An 18376-nucleotide genomic window follows, 5' to 3' on the forward strand; every position below is an offset into this window, starting at 1 on the left:
GGTTGTGGTGACAGTATCTACTATTAAAGTAACTTAATACGAAAAATAGTTTAGCAGAATCAACAATTGAAAAATGTATGGAAGTTGACGCTTATATCCCATGAAATAAAGGTTTCATGGGTTTTACGCTTCTTCCTATAAATCACCACCATAGCACTGCAAGACATATTGAAAAAAAGTGGATGGAGCGGCGCGCATCAGGCAGGATATGTCAGAAGAGAGGATCTGTAAAAAAGCCAATCTGAAAAAGGGTACGATAAATCAGATAAAATAAACACTTTGTATTAAAAATGAGGTTCTAAACTACAGTCGTTTTTCGGTGATATCAGCAAGAGTTATTGGTGGCTGCTCTCAGAAGCTTCAAATAGGAAAATCTGGACCGGACATAATGTTCTAGACCATATTTCCATTCCTTGCATTCGGGTCGACCCTTATTAATAAACATGGCATGGTGGGCGCAACCTCCCATACAGATGGGTAGCATCTTGCATTCTATGCAGTCTGAATACTCGAAAGGTTCCCAGGTCAGCCACTGAATCTCGTGGTTTCCCTTCTCCTTGTTTTGTTGTGTCAGGTCACCAATTTTACCAATACTTGCAGTCTTATTACCTATTTCAGTCCAGCACTTGTACATGTCTCCATCAGGATCAAGCACAAAAGCATTGGTCCGATTGGCATCGCAAGCCCGGGCAAATCTTGGATAAAAGGATGTTCTACCTGTCTCGAATCCCATTAGACTTAAATTCTTCTTAAAAGCCTGGTTTACTGTAGAGAATTCTTCTGTCAATATACAGGAACTCTCATACGACTTGCATCCGGTTGTATAAGGTATAACATGGCCCAGGTAAATGAATATGTCACTCAGGTTGTTATCTTTTAACACGTTCAGGAGTCTGTTTATATTGTCAATATTGGACCGGTCAATATTTACGCGAACATATACCTCAATGTCGTTTGCTTTCAGAAGTTTAATCCCTTCAAGAATCTGGTCAAATGTTGGGCCGTTGTTCCCTTTAAACATTCTGCGGCTGTCATGCACTTCGCGAGGTCCGTCTAAGGTAATATGGACGAACTGAATTCTGCTCTTATTAAAATTCTCTACGATGCCAGAATCTTTCGAAATTAGGTATCCGTTCGTGATCATGCCAGCAGAGTATCCAACTTTATTCTTTTCTGTAATGGCAACTATTTTCTGAGATAAATCAAAAATAATTTCTTTTGCCAGGAGTGGCTCTCCGCCATACCAGGTTACGAATATATCTTTTCCAGTCTTAACTACTTTTTCAATATATCTCAATAAGTCGTCCTTTACCTCGTCTGACATGAAAACATTTTGGCTATCCTTGCTATTTTGACTTTTATCTATTTGTTCAAAGCAATAGCTACAGGCAAAATTACAAGTTAAAGTTGGAGCAATAACCAATCTGACCAGCGCGCTGTCATACTTATCACTGCTGTAGGCAAATTTGACCATTCTCAGCTCATCAGCAGTATCGTCAACGATAAATCCTCCCTTTCGCAGCTCATCAACAAACTGCTTTTTGTTTTCTGGCAAGAGAGCATAATCAAACTGAGGAACATTTAATAAATCTATGCGGCTCTTTCTAACTTCAGCTAGTGCTGTAGTAAGACTGTTAAAAATCATTGCCTTTTCTGGATCATCGGTTGACCAGACAAAATTATAGATAGATGGTTTCATAGTTTTAACGAATATCTAATTTATTACCTATACTGCTTTTACACTCACAGAATCCGCAGCCTCCTACACCATCGCATCCCATACACCCACCATTCATTCCAGTCAGTTTTTGGGGCAATACCAGGTAGATAATATCAGCAGATTCCTCAACGACTTTAAGATTCACACCTGCATTAATTTTCAGGCCCAGTTGTTCGACTGCTTGATTCGGATTATCTATTAATGCTTGCTTGAACTCAGGGCTTGACCCTGCTTTAGAGATAACATGTTGCTGGAACTCCTCACGTGAGAGGGTGTCTGCCATTTTGATTCCTTTTTTAACTGTTCTCATTTTGTATCTCCCGTCAATTATTTACTAGATTATTTTATTTTTCCAATTAATTCTTAATAAGCTTAGGAATGGCTAAAGAAATAACTTCAAGTTTTCACTCTGAGAACGGATCTATTATTCAATTTTTTAAATAATTACCAAGAGCAATATCAGTGACTGTATACTTGAAATTATATTTTTTAATATTCCTAAGTAAAAATTTTAAGTTTTATTAATAATTAATACGGTTTCGTACTATAAACATTTAACGACGTATATAAATATTAATTATAGTTGATTGAATATAATAAGCCGATATTGATATTTATATACTATTAATGATATAAATAAATAAGTTAGATAATAATTATTAATACTGCTTTTTTAAAATCAAATATTAAAAATCAACAAGAGAAAGTTGAAAATATTATAGCCTATTGCAACTTTATACTAGATAATAACTAAGAATACTGAAAGAAAAGTTCGACTAGATGTTGAAACCTTCACACTCAAGAAAATGAAATGATATTTTATTCATACAAAATAAGGCGGTACATCCCTCTAAAATTGGATATAACTTTTTAACCATGAATTACTTCCAACAACCTCCTCTTAAAAGTCCCCGTGTATACCACATCTTCCCCTTTTTGAAAGTATTATGTGAAATTAAATTCTGGCATACGAAAATTTCTCATCGATCAGGGAGATGAGATACACCTTGATTTCTGCCGCATCCTCTTTTGGGTAGACATACTTGTACCTGCCGAATTTTCCCCATTTCAGGTTGCGTTTGCTCACGTCGATGTCCAGGCTGTTATTGGGGAAACGCTCCAGTATGAACTTTTTTGCGACGGGAGTAAACCTGTGCTGGATGAGCTCGAAGGTGACGGGTTCAGCCGATTTGCCCATATTAATCCTGCTCCGGAGCTTTCCAAGCAGTTCAAGATATTCCTCCTTCCAGCGGTCATAAATCATGATCTGAGCCACTATAAAACCAATAGTGTACCCTGCTGCAGCGAGCTTTGAAGCCGCTTCGATCCTTTCGTCGAAGCCGGCGGTATTGTGTTCAAAATTTTTTATGACATGCCTGAAGTTAATGCTTACTCGGAAGCGTGTCCGACCGTTATGCTTCAAATTTACACCAAAATAAGCGTGGATTATAACTTCCCTGATCACTACCGTTTTTCTCCAGAGAACAAATGGATATTCCTTTCTTACCGCTTCAGGAATATGTTTTGTTGCTTCCCCGATAATTTCAAGCATGTGGCTTACGGCAAAAATTTTTCTGATAAGGACATTACTCGAAGAAATCTGAGTCGAGGTTTTTGCCCTCTTTTTTATTTTGTTCTAGTATCCGGGGCAATTAATTAAGGTCCGAAGATTTATTTCCTTCTATACTAATATAATTGTAAGATAAGTATAAACAATAATGACCAAGGGGGCAGAATATGACAGTGAGGATGACAATTACAATGCCGGATGATTTGAAAAGCTTAATAAATGACTATAATACCAGGAATACATTCAATAAATTAGTCGTAAGTCAAGTTGCGCGGAGAGCGATCATTGAATTCATCAGGACGAATGATCCGGATTTAATTAGCGAGGAAGCCCAGGTTAACCAGTGCAAGCAGAAAAAGCAGGAGATACCGCAAGTAACAGAAGATCAGGATTCTGAAGAATCTTTGGACACCTCTGCAGGAGATCAAGATTTTAAAGAATCTCCAGATACTTCTGTAGATGCTTCAGAATTTGTACAGGAAGTAGTGCAGGATTTTCAGGATACGGAGGTGCTATTAACGGAAGGAAAAGAATTTACCTGCGAAAGATGCAGGGCTCTTTTTACATCGAAAAGCCCAAACGCACGTTTTTGCTCTCCTGAGTGCATGCAGACTAATCAAGGAGAAAATAATGGTAAATGATAGTATTAAAGCCTTTATAAATGTATAAAGTACTGAAAAAATAAGTCCACTTATTGGTGTTCCTGTCTGTAACTAAGAACTTTCAACATTTAGCAGTTATTATAAATCGAAGTAAATTTAAATAAATTTAAGTTAAAATTTTAAACCGAGAAATAATTCCTTATTTCATTCATTTTTAGGACGCCTCAACTGTACAATATACACATGTACATTGAACAGTTCGAAAGTAAAAGTTAAATGAGGAAGAAGATACTGATAAATGCTGTCTGCCTTCTGAAGCAGAATGGGAATATGCCTGCAGGGCGCGTGCTGCCACGAGGTATTCGTTTGGTGACTGCGAATCAGAACTGGACGAATATTGTTATTGCGGGAATTTCAAATAATGGTTCGAAATTCAGTGAAAAACCCAGCAACCCTGATCTATGGACGGTTGAGGTCTTTAAGGAAGGAGCAAAAACGAAGATCCTTGAACTTGAAGCTGGTCAGGGAAAAGATACTTTATTTTTTGCGAAATTTACACTCTTCTGTTCAGTTTCCCATGCTTCTTTTCTTTCAGCTAAAGCAGAATTATAGAGGCGTCTACACTGYTCAGATAATTGCCAGAGAACATCTACCTGTTCTTCAGTTGGATTGATCTTGATCTTCTTCGTCAGATGCATATTTGCCTTGATTCTCCACATATTCTTTAAGTACGTCYAGGGTTACTTGCCCTGTCGATGCTATAAAATACGATCTTGACCAGAACATATCTTTCCATAGMATAGTCTTTACTTCAGGGAAGTTTTTACGAATCTCCCTTGAAGTTATGGTTTTAATGGTGTTGATGTACTTTGGAATATCAAGAGAAGGTTTTGCTGTGAATAATAAGYGAAAGTGGTCTTTATCACACTCAATATTCAGTACTTCAACATCGAAAGTTTCACTTATGTTATGGATTTTAGTTTTGAGAAAATCAACAAYYAGCGGATTYGTTAGAGCCTTTCTTCTATACTTCACACACTGAACGAAATGATAATGGAGTGAATATACAGAATGGCTTCTCCGATCCAGTTTATAMTGCATAGTTATCATTATGTTGATGTAACTATAAGTATAAATGATTATGCTACTGTTGTTTTGTGGAAGTTGACGGCTTTCATCCCCCACCTGTCGGGCTACGCCCTCCGAGGAAGGGGACTTCCCGCCTTAAAGCTAAATTGAAACTGCTTATAAATCGTAAACCATTTATGATTTAGATCTTTTTTGAATTGAGTTCATTTATAAATTTGAATAGTTTAATCTTACACACAGTCCGCAAATATGATTCAAAAATTATCTCTGACTTGCAATTTAGAAAATATAAATTTGATTATATAATTCTAAATACCTTTCTAACCATATATCTTAAAAGAATGAATTTGAAGAATAGTAGTTTTTGGTAATACCGGTTTTTGCGAGGACAGTAGCTTTTTGGAAATAATAGCTTTTTGGAAATAATAGCTTTTTGGGGTTAGTGGGGAATGGAAGAGACGATTAACATAGTCCTTGTTATCATAGGCGGGCTGGTCTTCTTTCTGGGGCTTATTTCCGAAGTCATTAAAAGGTTAAATTTCTCGGAGCCTATTGCAGCTCTGGTCCTGGGGGTTTTATTGAGTTCGGCGGCCTATGGGATTTTTGATCTGGATATCTGGAACCACAGGTTGCTCGAAGAGGTTGCCAGGCTAGCGGTTGCTGTTGGTGTAATGGGAGTGGCGCTTCGAGTCCCTTCCTCGTATACTAAAGAACACTGGCGGTCCGTAGTAATGATGCTTGTAATTACAATGCCTTTCCAGATGGATTGCCAGCAGTTTGCTCACGTACTGGATTACAGGCTTTGGGTTTACCGTATCCCTGCTTATAGGAGCTATTGTAACTCCAACCGACCCCATACTTACTTTATCCGTAGTAAGCGGGAAGCTGGCAGAAAAAAACCTCCCTGGAAGATTAAGGCACTTTCTTTTGACAGAAGCAGGTTCCAACGAAGGTCTGGCTTACCTTTTTGTAGTTCTTCCTATTCTATTGATGACTCTCAGGCCTGCTGAGGCTTTAAACCGCTGGACAGTACACACCCTCCTCTGGGAAATGGGCTTTTCCATAGTCCTTGGATCTGTAGCAGGCTATATATCCGGCCGCATGCTGAGAATCGCCGAAAGTAAGGGCACCATTGACGCATCCTCTTATTACTCATATTGCCTGGCTCTTACGCTCCTGGTACTCGGGGGAGTAAAACTCCTTAAGGGTGAGGGAATACTTGCTGTTTTTGTTGCAGGGACTATTTTCAGTATGGTCTCAACCGAAAAAGAAAGGCACGAAGAGGAGCATGTTGTTGAAGGTGTAGACCGCTTTTTTATGGTCCCTATATTTACCCTTCTGGGCCTTGTTTTACCCTGGCAGGAGTGGGCAAAACTCGGGTGGGAGGGTTTATTGCTGGCTTTTCTGATACTGCTGCTGCATCGCCTGCCAATTCTTTTGTTTACTAAATCATTTATCCCGGATATCAGGAATAATAGGGATATGCTTTTTGCTGGCTGGTTCGGCCCTGTCGGGATAGGAGCTTTCTACTATTCCCAGGTCTCAATGAGACAAACCGGAATAATGGAAATATGGCCTGTTGTCAGCCTCATAGTTTGCATGTCAATTGTACTTCACGGAATAACTGAAACTCCCTTCGCAAAACTCTATAGGAAGCTTTCCCCTGAAAAATCAGAACAAAATCACGAAAAATCAGAAAATCACAAACCTGAGCCTCAGAAAAAGGAATATTTGCATATAACAAATTTCGGCAAGAAATTTTAAAAAGGGAACTTTCAGGAAAGGTACTCCTCTGCAGTCATAACAGTTGCAAACATGCCGTCCAGTGCAGCCATGAAGACAGCATGAACAGTACAGGCAGGCAGAAGCTTATTTTCTAATTTAAGATCACGGGTGACACAGGCATCGGCAATCAGGGTAGAAGTAAAACCAAGTTCTTTTGCAGCTCTGACGGTTGTGTCTATACACATGTGGCTCATCGCCCCGCAAACTACCAGATTTGTCACATCTGCTTCTTTCAGCCGCGAGAGAAGTTCGGTCTGGAAAAAGCTATTCGGGAAATGTTTTTCAATGACCGTTTCCTCAGGAAGGGGCTGGATGCTGGCATGGATGTCTGCCCCGAGAGTCCCGGGTATGAAAAAAGTGGCTCCGGGTCTGACAGACAGGTGCTTAATAAAGAAAATAGGCTTGCCCGTAATACGGAATGCTTTAATGAGGGAAACTGCCTTTTTTGCCGCATCTTCCATGCCTGCAAGTTCCATCCTGCCGCCTGGAAAATAATCTCTCTGGATATCAATAAGAAGAAGGGCTTCTTTCATACCGCTGAATGAAGCTGTCAACAATGATATTTTTGACGGTTTTTTTCACGACCCGGAAATGTGTCTAACCTTTTAAAGCTTGACTTACCTTTTGTGTTTCATATGAGTTTATTGAGGCCGGAAAAGTAGAAAAACAATTACTTTAATTAAAATAGTAAATGGTTAAATTCGAAAATAGAACCGAAGATTGGATCAGCTGGAGTATAGGTATCTTCATGCTTTTGCTGGCAGCTGCAGCCTGGATGATTATGGGTGAGACATGGAGCTCTTTAAACCATCTGCCAGTTTATGTTTATACAGGAGTCCTCGTATTCTACCTGCGGGCAGAAAAATTCGCATGCAAAGGCTCGGACATTACAGGAATACAATCAAATAAATGGACTCGCCATCTGCTTTTATTCTTCTGGTGGCTGCTTTTAATTGTTCCGGCACTTGAATACAGTCTTTTTTCAAGGTATTCTTTTGCCGTTACAGCCATAGGAGCAGTGCTGGTAGTGTTTGGAACAGTCCTCAGGGCCTGGGGCATATGGACACTGGGAGAATATTTCTCTGTCCATATAGAGATCAAGGATAACCATGAGCTGGTCGAAAATGGTCCTTACAGGTTCATAAGGCATCCGGCCTATGCAGGAAATCTATTGCAAACTATCGGCATTCCGCTTATACTCAATACGTTTTATTCCCTCAGCATTTCGGCAGTGCTGGTTTTTCTATTCTTATACAGGTTGAAACTGGAAGAAGAGACCTTAATCAGGGAAGTGAAAGGGTACAGGGAGTATACAAAGAGAACAGACAGACTGATCCCAAAGGTATGGTAATCAGTATCCGGGCACCAGAGTTCTTTCACAATCTCAGTCAAAGGCGTAAATCACGGAGAACACGGAAATAAACCTGATAACTGTACATACCCCCGCTTTACTCCATGTTTTTTCCTCTCCACATTTTTTCCTACCGAAAATACTATATCTCTTAATAAATATTTGTTCACTTACAGTAGATAATTTTTGATGGGCGGGAGAGCATAAATGTTCGATATACACTCCGTCCTATTATGTTTCCTGTACTCAGATTTACTATATCTCCTAGAAATTCAAGAAACTTCACTTAATGGAAATTTTAAATACTTTGTTCTGATTCCCAGAGGCGTAAAACGAAATGGAATTCTCTGTACTGGCACATGTTGATGTAATTCTCGGCTTTGCTATTCTTATCCTAACAATATTCTACAAATTTGAAGTCCCTCCGGTACTTGGCTTTCTTGTTACCGGAATGCTGATAGGGCCTCACGGGCTTGGGATCCTGGATAGCGGGCAGAATATGGAGCTGAATGCCGAACTCGGCATCGTTTTCCTTCTCTTTACGATCGGAGTAGACCTTTCTTTAAAAGAACTCTGGAAGATGAAAAAGGCTGTAATGGCAGGAGGAATTCTCCAGATCCTCTTTACAACAACTCTTACCCTTATTGTCTGCTCATGGATTGGTTTTAGCCCTGCAACATCTGTTTTTATAGGGTTCCTGATATCACTTAGCAGTACTGCAATAGTTCTCAAAGTCCTTCAGGACAGAAATGAAGTCTATACTCCACATGGAAAAACCTCGCTTGCAATTCTGATATTTCAAGACCTCGCAATCGTACCCCTTATTTTGATTACTCCTATGCTTGCAGGAAGTTCTGTGAGTTTTGAGGGGGCACTTCCTAATATTTTCTTCAAAGGCTCGCTGATCATTCTGGTTTTTATCCTGAGTGCCAAATTTCTTTTTCCCTGGATATTTTATCACGTAGGTAAGACAGGCAGCAAACAACTGTTCTTCGTCAGTGTTGTTTTCATCTGCCTATCAGCAGCTATTTTTACCTCCAGCATAGGGCTATCTCTAGCTCTCGGAGCCTTTTTAGCGGGAATTGTTATATCGGGATCTCAATACAGCCATCAGGCAATGAGTAATATCCTGCCTTTGAAAGACATGTTTATGAGCTTTTTTTTCGTGTCCGTAGGCATGCTTCTGGATATCAGTTATCTGCTTGATAACCTTCCTCTTCTTATTCTTGCAACGGTGATTCTCATTGTTATAAAATTAATAGCCGGAGTGGGTGTAACTTTCCTTCTCGGGTCTCCTCTCCGTACAACTATACTGACAGGGCTTGCTCTATCTCAGGTAGGGGAATTTTCTTTTGTCCTTTCCAGGCTGGGGCTGGAATATTCTCTCCTCACAGAGGAAACCTATCAGGCTTTTCTGGCTGTCTCTATCATAACTATGGGAGTTACGCCTTTTGTGATCAATGCTTCTTACAGGCCTGCTGATTTCATTGTTAGGAAGGTTTCAAGCACGGCTTTTGGTATGAAACTGGTACAGGGCATTTATTCGGAGCCTCTTGATTATGAAGAAAAAACCGAGCCTCAGATGAAAGACCACCTTATATTGGTAGGATTTGGCTTTTCCGGAAAGACAGTCTCGAAGGCTGCAAAAGCCGCAGGTATTCCCTATACTATCATTGAAATGAACCCTGAAATTGTGCAACAGGAGAAATCAAATGGGGAAAAAATACAGTATGGAGACGCAACCTTTGGCGCTGTTCTGGAACATGCAGGAGTTAAGAGTGCAAGAGTCCTTATAACCGGGATGTCCGACGCTGCCGCCACAAGGAAAATAGTCAAGGCCGCAAAGGAGCTGAACCCTAATATCTGCATTATTGCAAAGGTACATGACCTGCAGGAAATGAAACGGCTCAATGCCCTGGGCGCGGATGAAATAATCCCTGAAGAATACGAAACCTCAGTAGAGATTTTTGTCCGGCTGCTTGAAAAGTATCTTGTCCCGAGGGAAGACATTGAAAAAATGGTAAATGATGTGCGAGCTCACGGTTACAGGAGACTGCGGAAACTGACCGTTGATACAGGTATTGACAGTGGTTTCAGCATAAAAGACGGGCTTCCGGGAATCGATATTCAGATTCTCAAAGTGGGCAGAGGCTCTGATTTTGACGGAAAAACTCTTGCAGACCTGGAGTTCAGGAAAGAGCATGGGGTAACCGTGCTGTCGGTCCGCAGGCGCTCGAATTTTTTCTCCACTCCAGCCGGGGATTTCCTTCTTCAGGCTAATGATGCCTGTATCCTGCTGGGAAAACCTGAGGACCTGTACAACGTCAGAAAGTTCTTCGAAAGCGTCCGCGCATAAGCAAAAATTTACCACTTATTTACTTTTTATGCATACAAATATATCCTATCCATCCAGACTTTTCCCCATGCGCAGGATAATTCTCGCGTCTGCCTCCCCAAGGAGAAAAGAACTGCTTAGACGCTGATCGGAGATCATTTTCTTGTTTATCCGAGTTCTTATGAAGAACCGCCTCAGCCAGGACTGGACCCTGAGGAGCTCCTTATTAGGCATTCCGTAGAGAAAGCCAGGGATGTGGCAAAACACTTTAACTCAGGAATTCTCATTTCTGCTGATACGTCGGTCATCTTCGAGGAGGAAATTCTGGGAAAGCCGCACCTGCCTGATAAAGCTGAGAAGATGCTCGAAAAATTAAGCGGAAGAAAGATTCAGGTTATAACCGGACTCACGGTTCTGGACCTTGACAGTGAGCAGGAAATTAGCGAATCCGAATCAACAAATGTCTGGATAGCTAAAATGAGCAAAGAACAGATCTCAGCGTATGTCAGGACAGGGGAACCTCTTGACAAAGCCGGGGCTTTTGCAGCTCAGGGAAAAGGCGCAGTCCTGGTAGAACGGATAGAAGGGGATTTCTTTAATGCTGTTGGGCTCCCTCTTTTTCGGCTTGGAAAGATCCTGAAAAGGCTTGGAGTATCAGTATTTGAAGAAGATTTCTCCTGACCTTTACCCCCGATTCCCGGTTTCAGGCTCTTTTATTAAGGAGTTTACAGGAGCTACAAAAGTAATAAAGCAATTGGGAGTAATAAAGCAGTTGTGACTAAATTAAAAGTAACAGGGCAGCTATGCTTAATTAGCTGAAATATAGAGCAGTTTAGCTGATTAACAGGCCAGAAATTGAAACAATTAATCTGGCTAATTAACAGAGAACAAATGCGTTGAACTGTATTTTTTGCTTTCTTCTATATGCTTTCAGGCATTTTCCAATAATCAGAGGCGTTCCGAATGCTGCAAGTCTACAATACCCTGACAAGAACAAAGGAAATATTCAAACCTGTAAAGGAAGGCGAGGTTTCGATTTATGCGTGTGGGCCTACGGTCTACAATATGCCCCATATAGGAAACTACCGAACTTTTCTAATGACTGACAATATTGTCAGAACCCTTGAGTATCTGGGGTATAAGGTAAAACTCGTGATGAATATTACGGATATCGATGACAAAACTATCAGGGACTCAAAAGAAGCCGGAATGTCTCTTAAGGACTTTACGGATAAATACACTGCAGAATTCTTTAAAGGCCTTGATATGCTGAACATAAAGCGGGCTTCAGCATATCCCAGAGCTACGGAAAATGTTGACGGGATGATCGAACTTGCACGGAAGCTGATCGAAAAGGGGCTGGCTTACGAAAAAGGCGGGTCTGTCTATTACAGAATTTCAGGGTTTCCGGATTACGGCAAGCTTTCAAAGCTCGATTTCGATAATATCATAATTGGCGCATCCGTAGATGTGGATGAATACGATAAAGACAATCCGAGGGACTTTGCTCTTCTGAAAGCCTCAACTCCTGAAGAGATTGAAAGGGGGATCTATTATGAAAGTCCCTGGGGGAAAATCCGCCCTGGATGGCACATCGAATGTTCGGTAATGGCAATGAACAGTTTTGGTCCGACTCTGGATATGCACATCGGAGGCGTAGACCTTATTTTTCCTCACCATGAAAATGAGATTGCCCAGTCAGAAGGCGCAACAGGAAAACCCTTCGTATGTAACTGGGTTCATGGAGAGCACCTTATAGTTGAAGGGGAGAAGATGAGCAAGTCCAGAGGAAACGTTTTCACCCTGCCCGAAATTGTTGAGAAATACGGTGGAGAAGTTGTACGCTTCATGTTCCTTTCAGTACACTACCGGAAAAAGCTGGATTATTCCGGAGCCTTTGCAGAAAATGCAAAAAATAATTATCTGAAGCTCAAAGAGACCCTTGATAACCTTGAATTTGCTCTGAAGAATGTAGAAGATGAATCAAATCCCGGAGACCTGGAAACCCTTAAATCCCTTCCTGAACTTGAAATTCAATTCAGAGAAGCATTAGAAGACGATTTTAATACTCCTAAAGCCATAACAATTTTCAGGGAGCTTTCGCGCACATCTAACGTATACCTTGAAACCGGAAGAAACAGGCAGGTTCTGGAGCAAATCCACTCCCTTTATAAGCAATTTTCAGATGCTTTTGGCATCTTCGCACAGGTAGGCAAAGAGGAAATCCCGGAGGAAGTTGCCAGCCTTGTGGAAGAACGTGAGGCAGCCCGGAAAAAGAAAGACTGGGCAAATTCCGATGTGATCCGGGAGAATATAAAATCTCTTGGTTATATCGTTCAGGACACAAAAGAGGGGCCAAAAGTCAAAAAAGCCGAAGAAAGTTAAAAGATAAAGTATTCTTCGAGTAAGCTCGGGTTAAAGAGTTAGATCTACTTTTCTTTCTCTTTCTCTATCCCAGCTCTTTCTAATGCAGCATGGATAGAAAAGGTAAGATGAAGAGTATATTCATTCAGTCTCTTCATTCAGTCTCACCAGGACTTTTAACCTTTTTTTCCATGGAAATCACAACATCTTCTCGTAATTCCTGTAATATTGCAGGATTTTATTCAAGAAATCCTGTAGAATCCTATCGAATCCTTTCTTTACATTTTTTAGCTTTACTCAAAAATACCTCTGTTCCAGTTTTTAAAGCCACTGATCAGGCCATTCTGGTATATCAGTCCTTTTAAAGCACAGCAGGCATTTCGCATATTTTGTTTCCGATCATGTATATATCAATAGTAGATTGATTACTAATGGGCAACAGATGCCCACACCGGGTAAGAGGAGGTGAAATGGGTATGGTAAAGTGCGGAATATGTCAAGGTGAGGCTCCGAGGCAGCCTTGCATTACTGAACAGGGGACCTGTAATATCTGCAATAAGAAAGTAAAACTTGCAGAAGGAGAATCCGAGGAAATGGAATAAAAGCATGAGGAAGATCGTGCCAACTATTCCTTATTCTGGTAGGCGAAGCTTGCACCAGTAAAAACTCTGCAAAGGCAGGGTAATCACTGCTCTTTCCAGAAAATATAGATTCAGGAATATAAGGTCCAGAAAATGTAAAAAGTTCCAAGTCTGGGGAGTATAAAAAATTCCCATGCTTTCAATCTTTTTTCCTCAAATTTATTTTCCCTCTAGTTTATTCTTCTTTCTTTGTATTTTGGCTATTTTTACCTTATTTTTTCCTTGAACTTTAATTAATTTCCTTAAGAATTCCAACTTTAGTGCTACCTTCTTAGCCATAGTAGCTGAAATCTAAAATCCGAAATCTGATATGTCAACAATTATTTATCCAATTATATACTATTTTATATATCTTATTCGCTCTTTCTGGACGTATCCTTTCTTTCTATCATACGTCCTTTTATTGCCTATGGGGGTAACAATGCATGAACTTTAAAGGTATTATCAATAAAGGCTCGACCAATAATGAAGATAAAGATGAAGATAAAAATGAAAATAAGAAGCCTAATAAGGAACCTGTAAAAATAGGGCCGCTTTTAGCCGAACTGGGGCATGCTCCAGGCACAATAAAAATGACGCTCGTATCTCCTAAAGCTGTGGAAGAGAAGTCCGTAGATTCGATTAATAATGCAATGCGTCTTATCAAGGAGTTTTCAAGAAAGGTTGGAGATACTGTGGAGGAAATACCTCTTGAACGCAGGCCTTCTCAGGTACAGCTAGGCTTCAACCTTCGCCTGACTACAGATGGAAGGGCAGTCATTACCAAATCGGATAAGGAAACAAACCTGAAAGTAACACTGATGTGGAGGCACGATGGAAAAGATAGCGAAGAACTTATAGAGCAAGGCAGAGAGCAACATAGAGCTGAAAGTGGTGTAAAAAGAGGAATATACTCCTGAAAGACCAGCCATATAACCAAAACAGGTTATGGACGACAACCAGTACAACCGGTTATAGATAACCTTGCTGATAAGTCTTTGTTCAGCGAATATACTGCTCAAAAATACGGGTTTCTTGAAGGGAGATACATTTCAATTTACTCGCTGAAAAGATAGTCAGTCCCATACATTATGCTGTCTGCTCCGACTCTGCTCTTTTCTGTAGTGTCTCCCTTTATCCGAAGGAAGAAATAAGTACCAGCCGGGACAAATTGATTCATTATATGAAATCCAAGCTTCTTGCCTTTATTCTTGTCCTTTCGCTTGTTGCGAATGCTTACCTTCTTCTGTTCGAGCAGGCTCCGGTTGAGGGAGAGCAGATCCAGGAAATGCAGGCACAGATAAATTCCCTTGAAAGGGAAAATAAAAGACTCGAAACGCAAGTAACTCAGAATAACCAGTCCCTTCAGTCTTATGCTTCTCAGCTGGATTTCTACAGGGAAAGAGTTTTCGAACTTGAAAATAACCTTCAAGCCTGTCCTGCAGGTATGCAGGGTTTTGCCACTTTACAGGCTCCTGCTGTCTTTCAGAATGTTGAACTGGAAAGATCAGGTCCTTTTGTCCGGGAGGTAGTCTCTGAAGAGGGAGCTCTACTGAATATCTCGGTTGAAACCAGAGCCGGAAAGGGTCGGGTGCTTGTCCAGACTACTCCTCTTATGGGCGTGATCTTTCAGGATGCTGCAAATACTGCAGTTTTCGTTGCACAGCAGGAAACCGGAGTTTCTCTTTCAGGCAGTGATGTTATCTTCAGCATTACTGCAGACCAGGAAATCCCTGGTGTCGATGGTTCCAGTGCAGGTGCTCTCATGACTCTTCTTACGATTTCCGCAATCAATGGAACCGAACTTAATGACAGTGTAACCCTTACCGGTACCATTGACGATGAAGGCAATATCGGCGCTATAGGCGGGGTTTTCGAAAAAGCCACTGCAGCAGAAGCAGGTGGGAAAACTCTCTTCCTTCTGCCCAGAGAAAACAGTGAGCTTGTTATTTACAACATCGTGGAAAGAAAAGTTGGCGGTTTTACTGTTGTTGAGAGGGTTCCGGAAGTTGTAGACGCTGAAGAATACATTGAGGAAGAAGTAGACATTGATATCCAGTATGTGGACACGATTGAGGATGTGCTGAGGTGGATGTAAGGCAAAGTGTTATCTCTGAGTGATGAAACTGAGATCGGGACTTGAGTTTACTTGAGTTTTGCTTCGGTCCTGAGATCTACTTTTTAATTTTTACTAACTGTGCCCAAAATTTATTATGTTTGCGAAACATCATCCTAATAAAAAACAGGTTATCGATATGTTTGATCAACTCATCCCTCGCCAGCGCAAGATGACCACAAGGCTGGGTGGTTTCCTCGTCCTTATGAGTGAAACCATGTTCCTTTTTTCAATTTTGAACTTTCTCATGATCAGCCGCTTGCAGTATTACAGTTCCGGAGATTCATATATCCGGGCTGTTTTCCCGCATTATCTGCTTTTTCTCGGAGCTATGGGACTCGTTGGAATAACCGCCATGTGGATCATTTACGTATATATCCTGCCGAGCAAGCAGCGTTTCGCTGAGGAACAGGCAGTTAAGGACAACCGGAGTCCGACATATGATAAAATTCTTCAGGTACAGGCTGAGATTGCAGAGATGCGGAAAATGATGGAGGAGCTATCGGTGAAGATAGAAAAGCTTGCAGAGCAAAAAACAAAAGGTTCTTAACGATGGCTCTTAAAATTTGGGAGTAAGACTAATTCTAAAGCAGGACAAACAGGAAAAAAGGGAAAAAAGGAATGAAGGGGAAAAGAAGAAAAAACCGGAAAACCTGAAAAAAGGGAAAAGCAAGCAAAGAGAGGTAAAAATAGGTATAATAAGATAAAAACAGGTAAAAGAAGATAATATTAGGTAAAAAAAGATAAAAGAAGGGAATTCCAGACCATTATTTCCGGATCGGTTTTTAACTAATCTCTAGATTTTTTACCATTTTGTAGTATCTTAAGTTTTGCCCGTTTCTTATCGGAATTATCTCTTCAGACTGTGTTTGATACCCAAGAGCCCTGTAAAATGGATAAGCTACAAGCGAAGCATCCAGACCCAGCATCCTGACTCTCTCTTCTACAGATTTGTCTTCAAGTCCGTGCATAATTCTCTTTCCGAGCCCCACTTTCTGATATAAGGGCTTTATGAAGACCCTTCTGGCATTAGAGTCCAGGAGAGTGCCTGTCCCTATTATTTCTTTCCCGCAGGTAAGAATCAGGCAGTATCCTTTGAGTATGCCATTAAGGATATCTCTGTATTATGGTACTCTTTAAAATAGTCAACAGCTTCGCAGGGATAAATGTCGGAATAGCACGCATCAATTGTCTCATATATTAGCCGTTTCAACGTCTTAATATCTTCAGGTTTTGCTGTTTCCATTTTTATTTCTTTGGATATTATTTCTACTTCTTTAGCTATTGTTTCTACTTATTTGGCTATTGTTCCTACTTCTTTAGCTATTGTTTCTACTTATTTGGTTATTATTTCTCTAGATGCCCTATTTCCTTCCCGAGTATTTTATTTAACAAAAATACCTTTTGATTGTTTCACATCGATTTAAATTTTTTAGATGTTTCTTTCTTGCCTTGATCGAGTGTTTTTAATCTCATCCGATTTTATCACATCTATTTTATTTATATATCATGAAGTACATATTCTGTACCTGAACGCTGACCGCCTGAGAACCACCAAAAACTTCTCTACTGAAATTTTTATCCTAGCATACTATCACATTTAAAAACCCTCTCTACTGATTCTTTATGCCGCCTGAAATCATACCTATTCTTGAAGAACCCGCACTTACAGCCACGAACACGGAAACTGCCCTGGTTATCGCCGATATCCACCTTGGGATCGAATGGGACCTCTACAGGAGCGGAATTAATCTGCCCAGCCGCATGAAGGATCGGCTGGACCGGATTCTGGGGTATATACAGACAGTTTCTCCTGACCGGGTGGTGCTCCTTGGAGATATAAAGCACAACGTTCCTCAGGTATCCTGGCAGGAAAAAGACGAGATTCCGCACTTTCTTGAAACGCTTGCAGAATACGCGCATGTGGATATTCTACCGGGAAACCATGATGGAGGAATCGAATTTCTCTTCAGCGGGCAAAAGGATATAAAAGTCCATTCGGCAAGGGGTGCTGTCCTTGACGGAATAGGGTACTTCCATGGGCATACCTGGCCTGCTCCTGAACTGTTGACTGCGTCCCACGTGATCGTTGCCCATAACCACCCTACAATCCGTTTTACCGATACATTCGGGTATTCTATAGTTGAACCTGCCTGGATCAGGACAAAGTTCAAAGCCGAAGCTTTTAAAGAACGCTTTGGAAACCTTGATTTTGAAAACGGGTATGACTGGGTTGACCCTGAAGTTTTTATCATGCCTGCCTTTAACGAACTTTGCGGAGGTGTTCCCTTTAACGAGTCAACGCAGGAAGATCTTCTGGGTCCCGTTTTCTCGTCCGGCGGGATAGAACTTGAAAATGCCGAGGTGTACCTGCTGGACGGGACAAGGCTCGGGCAGATCCGAAACATCCGCAAGCTGCAGCATACAAAGGTTAGAAGCAATATCGGGAGTATGAGGCGCAAAAACCCGGAAAAATCAGTATGAGCCAATGGTCAGACAGCCAGAGGATTTAACTTTAAGCGTCGGAGCAGGTTTGTTACATAAAAATAGCTTTCGGCTGTATCTTTTGAAAAAGATTTCAAGTTTCTGGCGAAAATAGCCTTGTTCTTTTTCTGACTTTTAAGTTCCTTATCTCAAATACCTCCTCTAATTTTTTTAGTCTACTTTTTCTTTTAAAACCCGTTCAACAAAACATTTATCAACATATCCAAATTTCTTTATGAAATTAAAGATATATTACTGACTCAAATAATTACTGACATGAATTTTCAGATTATTTCGAGAGAAAATCCAAAGACAGAAAACAATTCAAAGGTATCAGAAA

General features: G+C 40.7%; 20 protein-coding genes and 1 pseudogene. 12 read left to right on the forward strand and 9 right to left on the reverse strand.

The genetic code is table 11. The annotated features are described in order from the left end of the window. Positions 1-325: 325 nt before the first annotated feature. The 3 genes from FXV91_RS13095 to FXV91_RS13105 all read right to left on the reverse strand — a co-directional run bounded on the left by FXV91_RS13095 (position 326) and on the right by FXV91_RS13105 (position 3350). Positions 326-1699, reverse strand: coding sequence for a radical SAM protein (locus tag FXV91_RS13095; RefSeq protein ID WP_229391049.1), 1374 nt, complete (start codon positions 1697-1699; stop codon positions 326-328). 4 nt (positions 1700-1703) lie between these two features. Beyond that, positions 1704-2030 (reverse strand): NHLP leader peptide family RiPP precursor, encoded by a 327-nt coding sequence (locus FXV91_RS13100; protein ID WP_229391050.1) that lies wholly within the window; start codon positions 2028-2030, stop codon positions 1704-1706. A 645-nt stretch (positions 2031-2675) separates the two neighbouring features. After that, the gene (locus FXV91_RS13105) at positions 2676-3350 is read right to left on the reverse strand and encodes a spore photoproduct lyase family protein (RefSeq protein ID WP_345945521.1); all 675 of its coding nucleotides are present in this window, start codon (positions 3348-3350) and stop codon (positions 2676-2678) included. Positions 3351-3457: 107 nt separating this feature from the next. On the opposite strand from FXV91_RS13105, the gene FXV91_RS13110 reads away from it, so the two are divergent. Together FXV91_RS13110 and FXV91_RS13115 are read left to right on the forward strand one after the other, a co-directional pair. Then, the gene (locus FXV91_RS13110; RefSeq protein ID WP_229391052.1) at positions 3458-3931 is read left to right on the forward strand and encodes a hypothetical protein; all 474 of its coding nucleotides are present in this window, start codon (positions 3458-3460) and stop codon (positions 3929-3931) included. Positions 3932-4197: 266 nt separating this feature from the next. Beyond that, positions 4198-4314, forward strand: coding sequence for a hypothetical protein (locus tag FXV91_RS13115; protein WP_345945522.1), 117 nt, complete (start codon positions 4198-4200; stop codon positions 4312-4314). Positions 4315-4413: 99 nt separating this feature from the next. On the opposite strand, the gene FXV91_RS13120 is transcribed toward FXV91_RS13115, so the two are convergent. Together FXV91_RS13120 and tnpA are read right to left on the reverse strand one after the other, a co-directional pair. Next, positions 4414-4611: a helix-turn-helix domain-containing protein gene (locus FXV91_RS13120; protein ID WP_345945519.1), complete on the reverse strand. Its 198-nt coding sequence runs from the start codon at positions 4609-4611 to the stop codon at positions 4414-4416. Then, entirely contained in the window at positions 4553-5002 is a 450-nt protein-coding gene (tnpA, locus tag FXV91_RS13125; protein WP_345945523.1) for an IS200/IS605 family transposase, read from the reverse strand. The genes FXV91_RS13120 and tnpA overlap by 59 nt, the downstream gene beginning before the upstream one ends. 756 nt (positions 5003-5758) lie before the next feature. On the opposite strand from tnpA, the gene FXV91_RS13130 reads away from it, so the two are divergent. Next, entirely contained in the window at positions 5759-6745 is a 987-nt protein-coding gene (locus FXV91_RS13130; protein ID WP_255680457.1) for a cation:proton antiporter, read from the forward strand. A gap of 11 nt (positions 6746-6756) precedes the next feature. Here FXV91_RS13130 and FXV91_RS13135 read toward each other — a convergent pair whose 3' ends face one another. Continuing rightward, positions 6757-7299, reverse strand: coding sequence for a cysteine hydrolase family protein (locus tag FXV91_RS13135; RefSeq protein WP_229391055.1), 543 nt, complete (start codon positions 7297-7299; stop codon positions 6757-6759). A gap of 158 nt (positions 7300-7457) precedes the next feature. On the opposite strand from FXV91_RS13135, the gene FXV91_RS13140 reads away from it, so the two are divergent. The 6 genes and pseudogenes from FXV91_RS13140 (at position 7458) to FXV91_RS13160 (ending at position 14356) form a co-directional block, all read left to right on the forward strand. Beyond that, complete coding sequence (locus tag FXV91_RS13140) at positions 7458-8117, forward strand: isoprenylcysteine carboxylmethyltransferase family protein (RefSeq protein WP_229391056.1); 660 nt, start codon at positions 7458-7460, stop codon at positions 8115-8117. Between the two features lie 337 nt (positions 8118-8454). After that, positions 8455-10473, forward strand: a complete 2019-nt coding sequence (locus FXV91_RS13145) for a cation:proton antiporter (protein ID WP_229391058.1) — start codon at positions 8455-8457, stop codon at positions 10471-10473. Between the two features lie 67 nt (positions 10474-10540). Then, a pseudogene (locus FXV91_RS13150) lies at positions 10541-11133 on the forward strand (Maf family nucleotide pyrophosphatase). A 282-nt stretch (positions 11134-11415) separates the two neighbouring features. Further along, positions 11416-12837 carry a cysteine--tRNA ligase gene (gene cysS, locus FXV91_RS13155; protein WP_229391059.1) on the forward strand — a complete coding sequence of 474 codons (1422 nt, stop codon included), beginning with the start codon at positions 11416-11418 and terminating at the stop codon, positions 12835-12837. Between the two features lie 449 nt (positions 12838-13286). Then, positions 13287-13418, forward strand: a complete 132-nt coding sequence (locus FXV91_RS19835; RefSeq protein ID WP_255680468.1) for a hypothetical protein — start codon at positions 13287-13289, stop codon at positions 13416-13418. Positions 13419-13882: 464 nt separating this feature from the next. Further along, on the forward strand, positions 13883-14356 hold the full coding sequence (locus FXV91_RS13160) for a CU044_2847 family protein (protein ID WP_229391061.1): 474 nt from the start codon (positions 13883-13885) through the stop codon (positions 14354-14356). A 137-nt stretch (positions 14357-14493) separates the two neighbouring features. On the opposite strand, the gene FXV91_RS19840 is transcribed toward FXV91_RS13160, so the two are convergent. Continuing rightward, a complete protein-coding gene (locus tag FXV91_RS19840; RefSeq protein WP_255680470.1) occupies positions 14494-14616 on the reverse strand; it encodes a hypothetical protein in 123 nt (40 codons plus the stop codon). Positions 14617-14619: 3 nt separating this feature from the next. Here FXV91_RS19840 and FXV91_RS13165 point away from each other — a divergent pair, with 3 nt between their 5' ends. Further along, a complete protein-coding gene (locus tag FXV91_RS13165; RefSeq protein ID WP_229391062.1) occupies positions 14620-15534 on the forward strand; it encodes a S16 family serine protease in 915 nt (304 codons plus the stop codon). Positions 15535-15691: 157 nt separating this feature from the next. After that, a complete protein-coding gene (locus FXV91_RS13170; RefSeq protein WP_229391063.1) occupies positions 15692-16102 on the forward strand; it encodes a hypothetical protein in 411 nt (136 codons plus the stop codon). Between the two features lie 235 nt (positions 16103-16337). Here the strand turns inward: FXV91_RS13170 and FXV91_RS13175 are convergent, their stop codons facing one another. Together FXV91_RS13175 and FXV91_RS19845 are read right to left on the reverse strand one after the other, a co-directional pair. Then, positions 16338-16667, reverse strand: coding sequence for a GNAT family N-acetyltransferase (locus FXV91_RS13175; protein WP_345945524.1), 330 nt, complete (start codon positions 16665-16667; stop codon positions 16338-16340). Continuing rightward, on the reverse strand, positions 16634-16765 hold the full coding sequence (locus FXV91_RS19845; RefSeq protein WP_255680473.1) for a hypothetical protein: 132 nt from the start codon (positions 16763-16765) through the stop codon (positions 16634-16636). The genes FXV91_RS13175 and FXV91_RS19845 overlap by 34 nt, the downstream gene beginning before the upstream one ends. 413 nt (positions 16766-17178) lie before the next feature. On the opposite strand from FXV91_RS19845, the gene FXV91_RS13180 reads away from it, so the two are divergent. Continuing rightward, positions 17179-18036 carry a metallophosphoesterase gene (locus tag FXV91_RS13180; RefSeq protein ID WP_229391064.1) on the forward strand — a complete coding sequence of 286 codons (858 nt, stop codon included), beginning with the start codon at positions 17179-17181 and terminating at the stop codon, positions 18034-18036. The last annotated feature ends 340 nt before the right edge of the window (positions 18037-18376 follow it).

The sequence above is a fragment of the Methanosarcina sp. DH2 genome, assembly GCF_020804225.1.
Lineage (GTDB): Archaea > Halobacteriota > Methanosarcinia > Methanosarcinales > Methanosarcinaceae > Methanosarcina.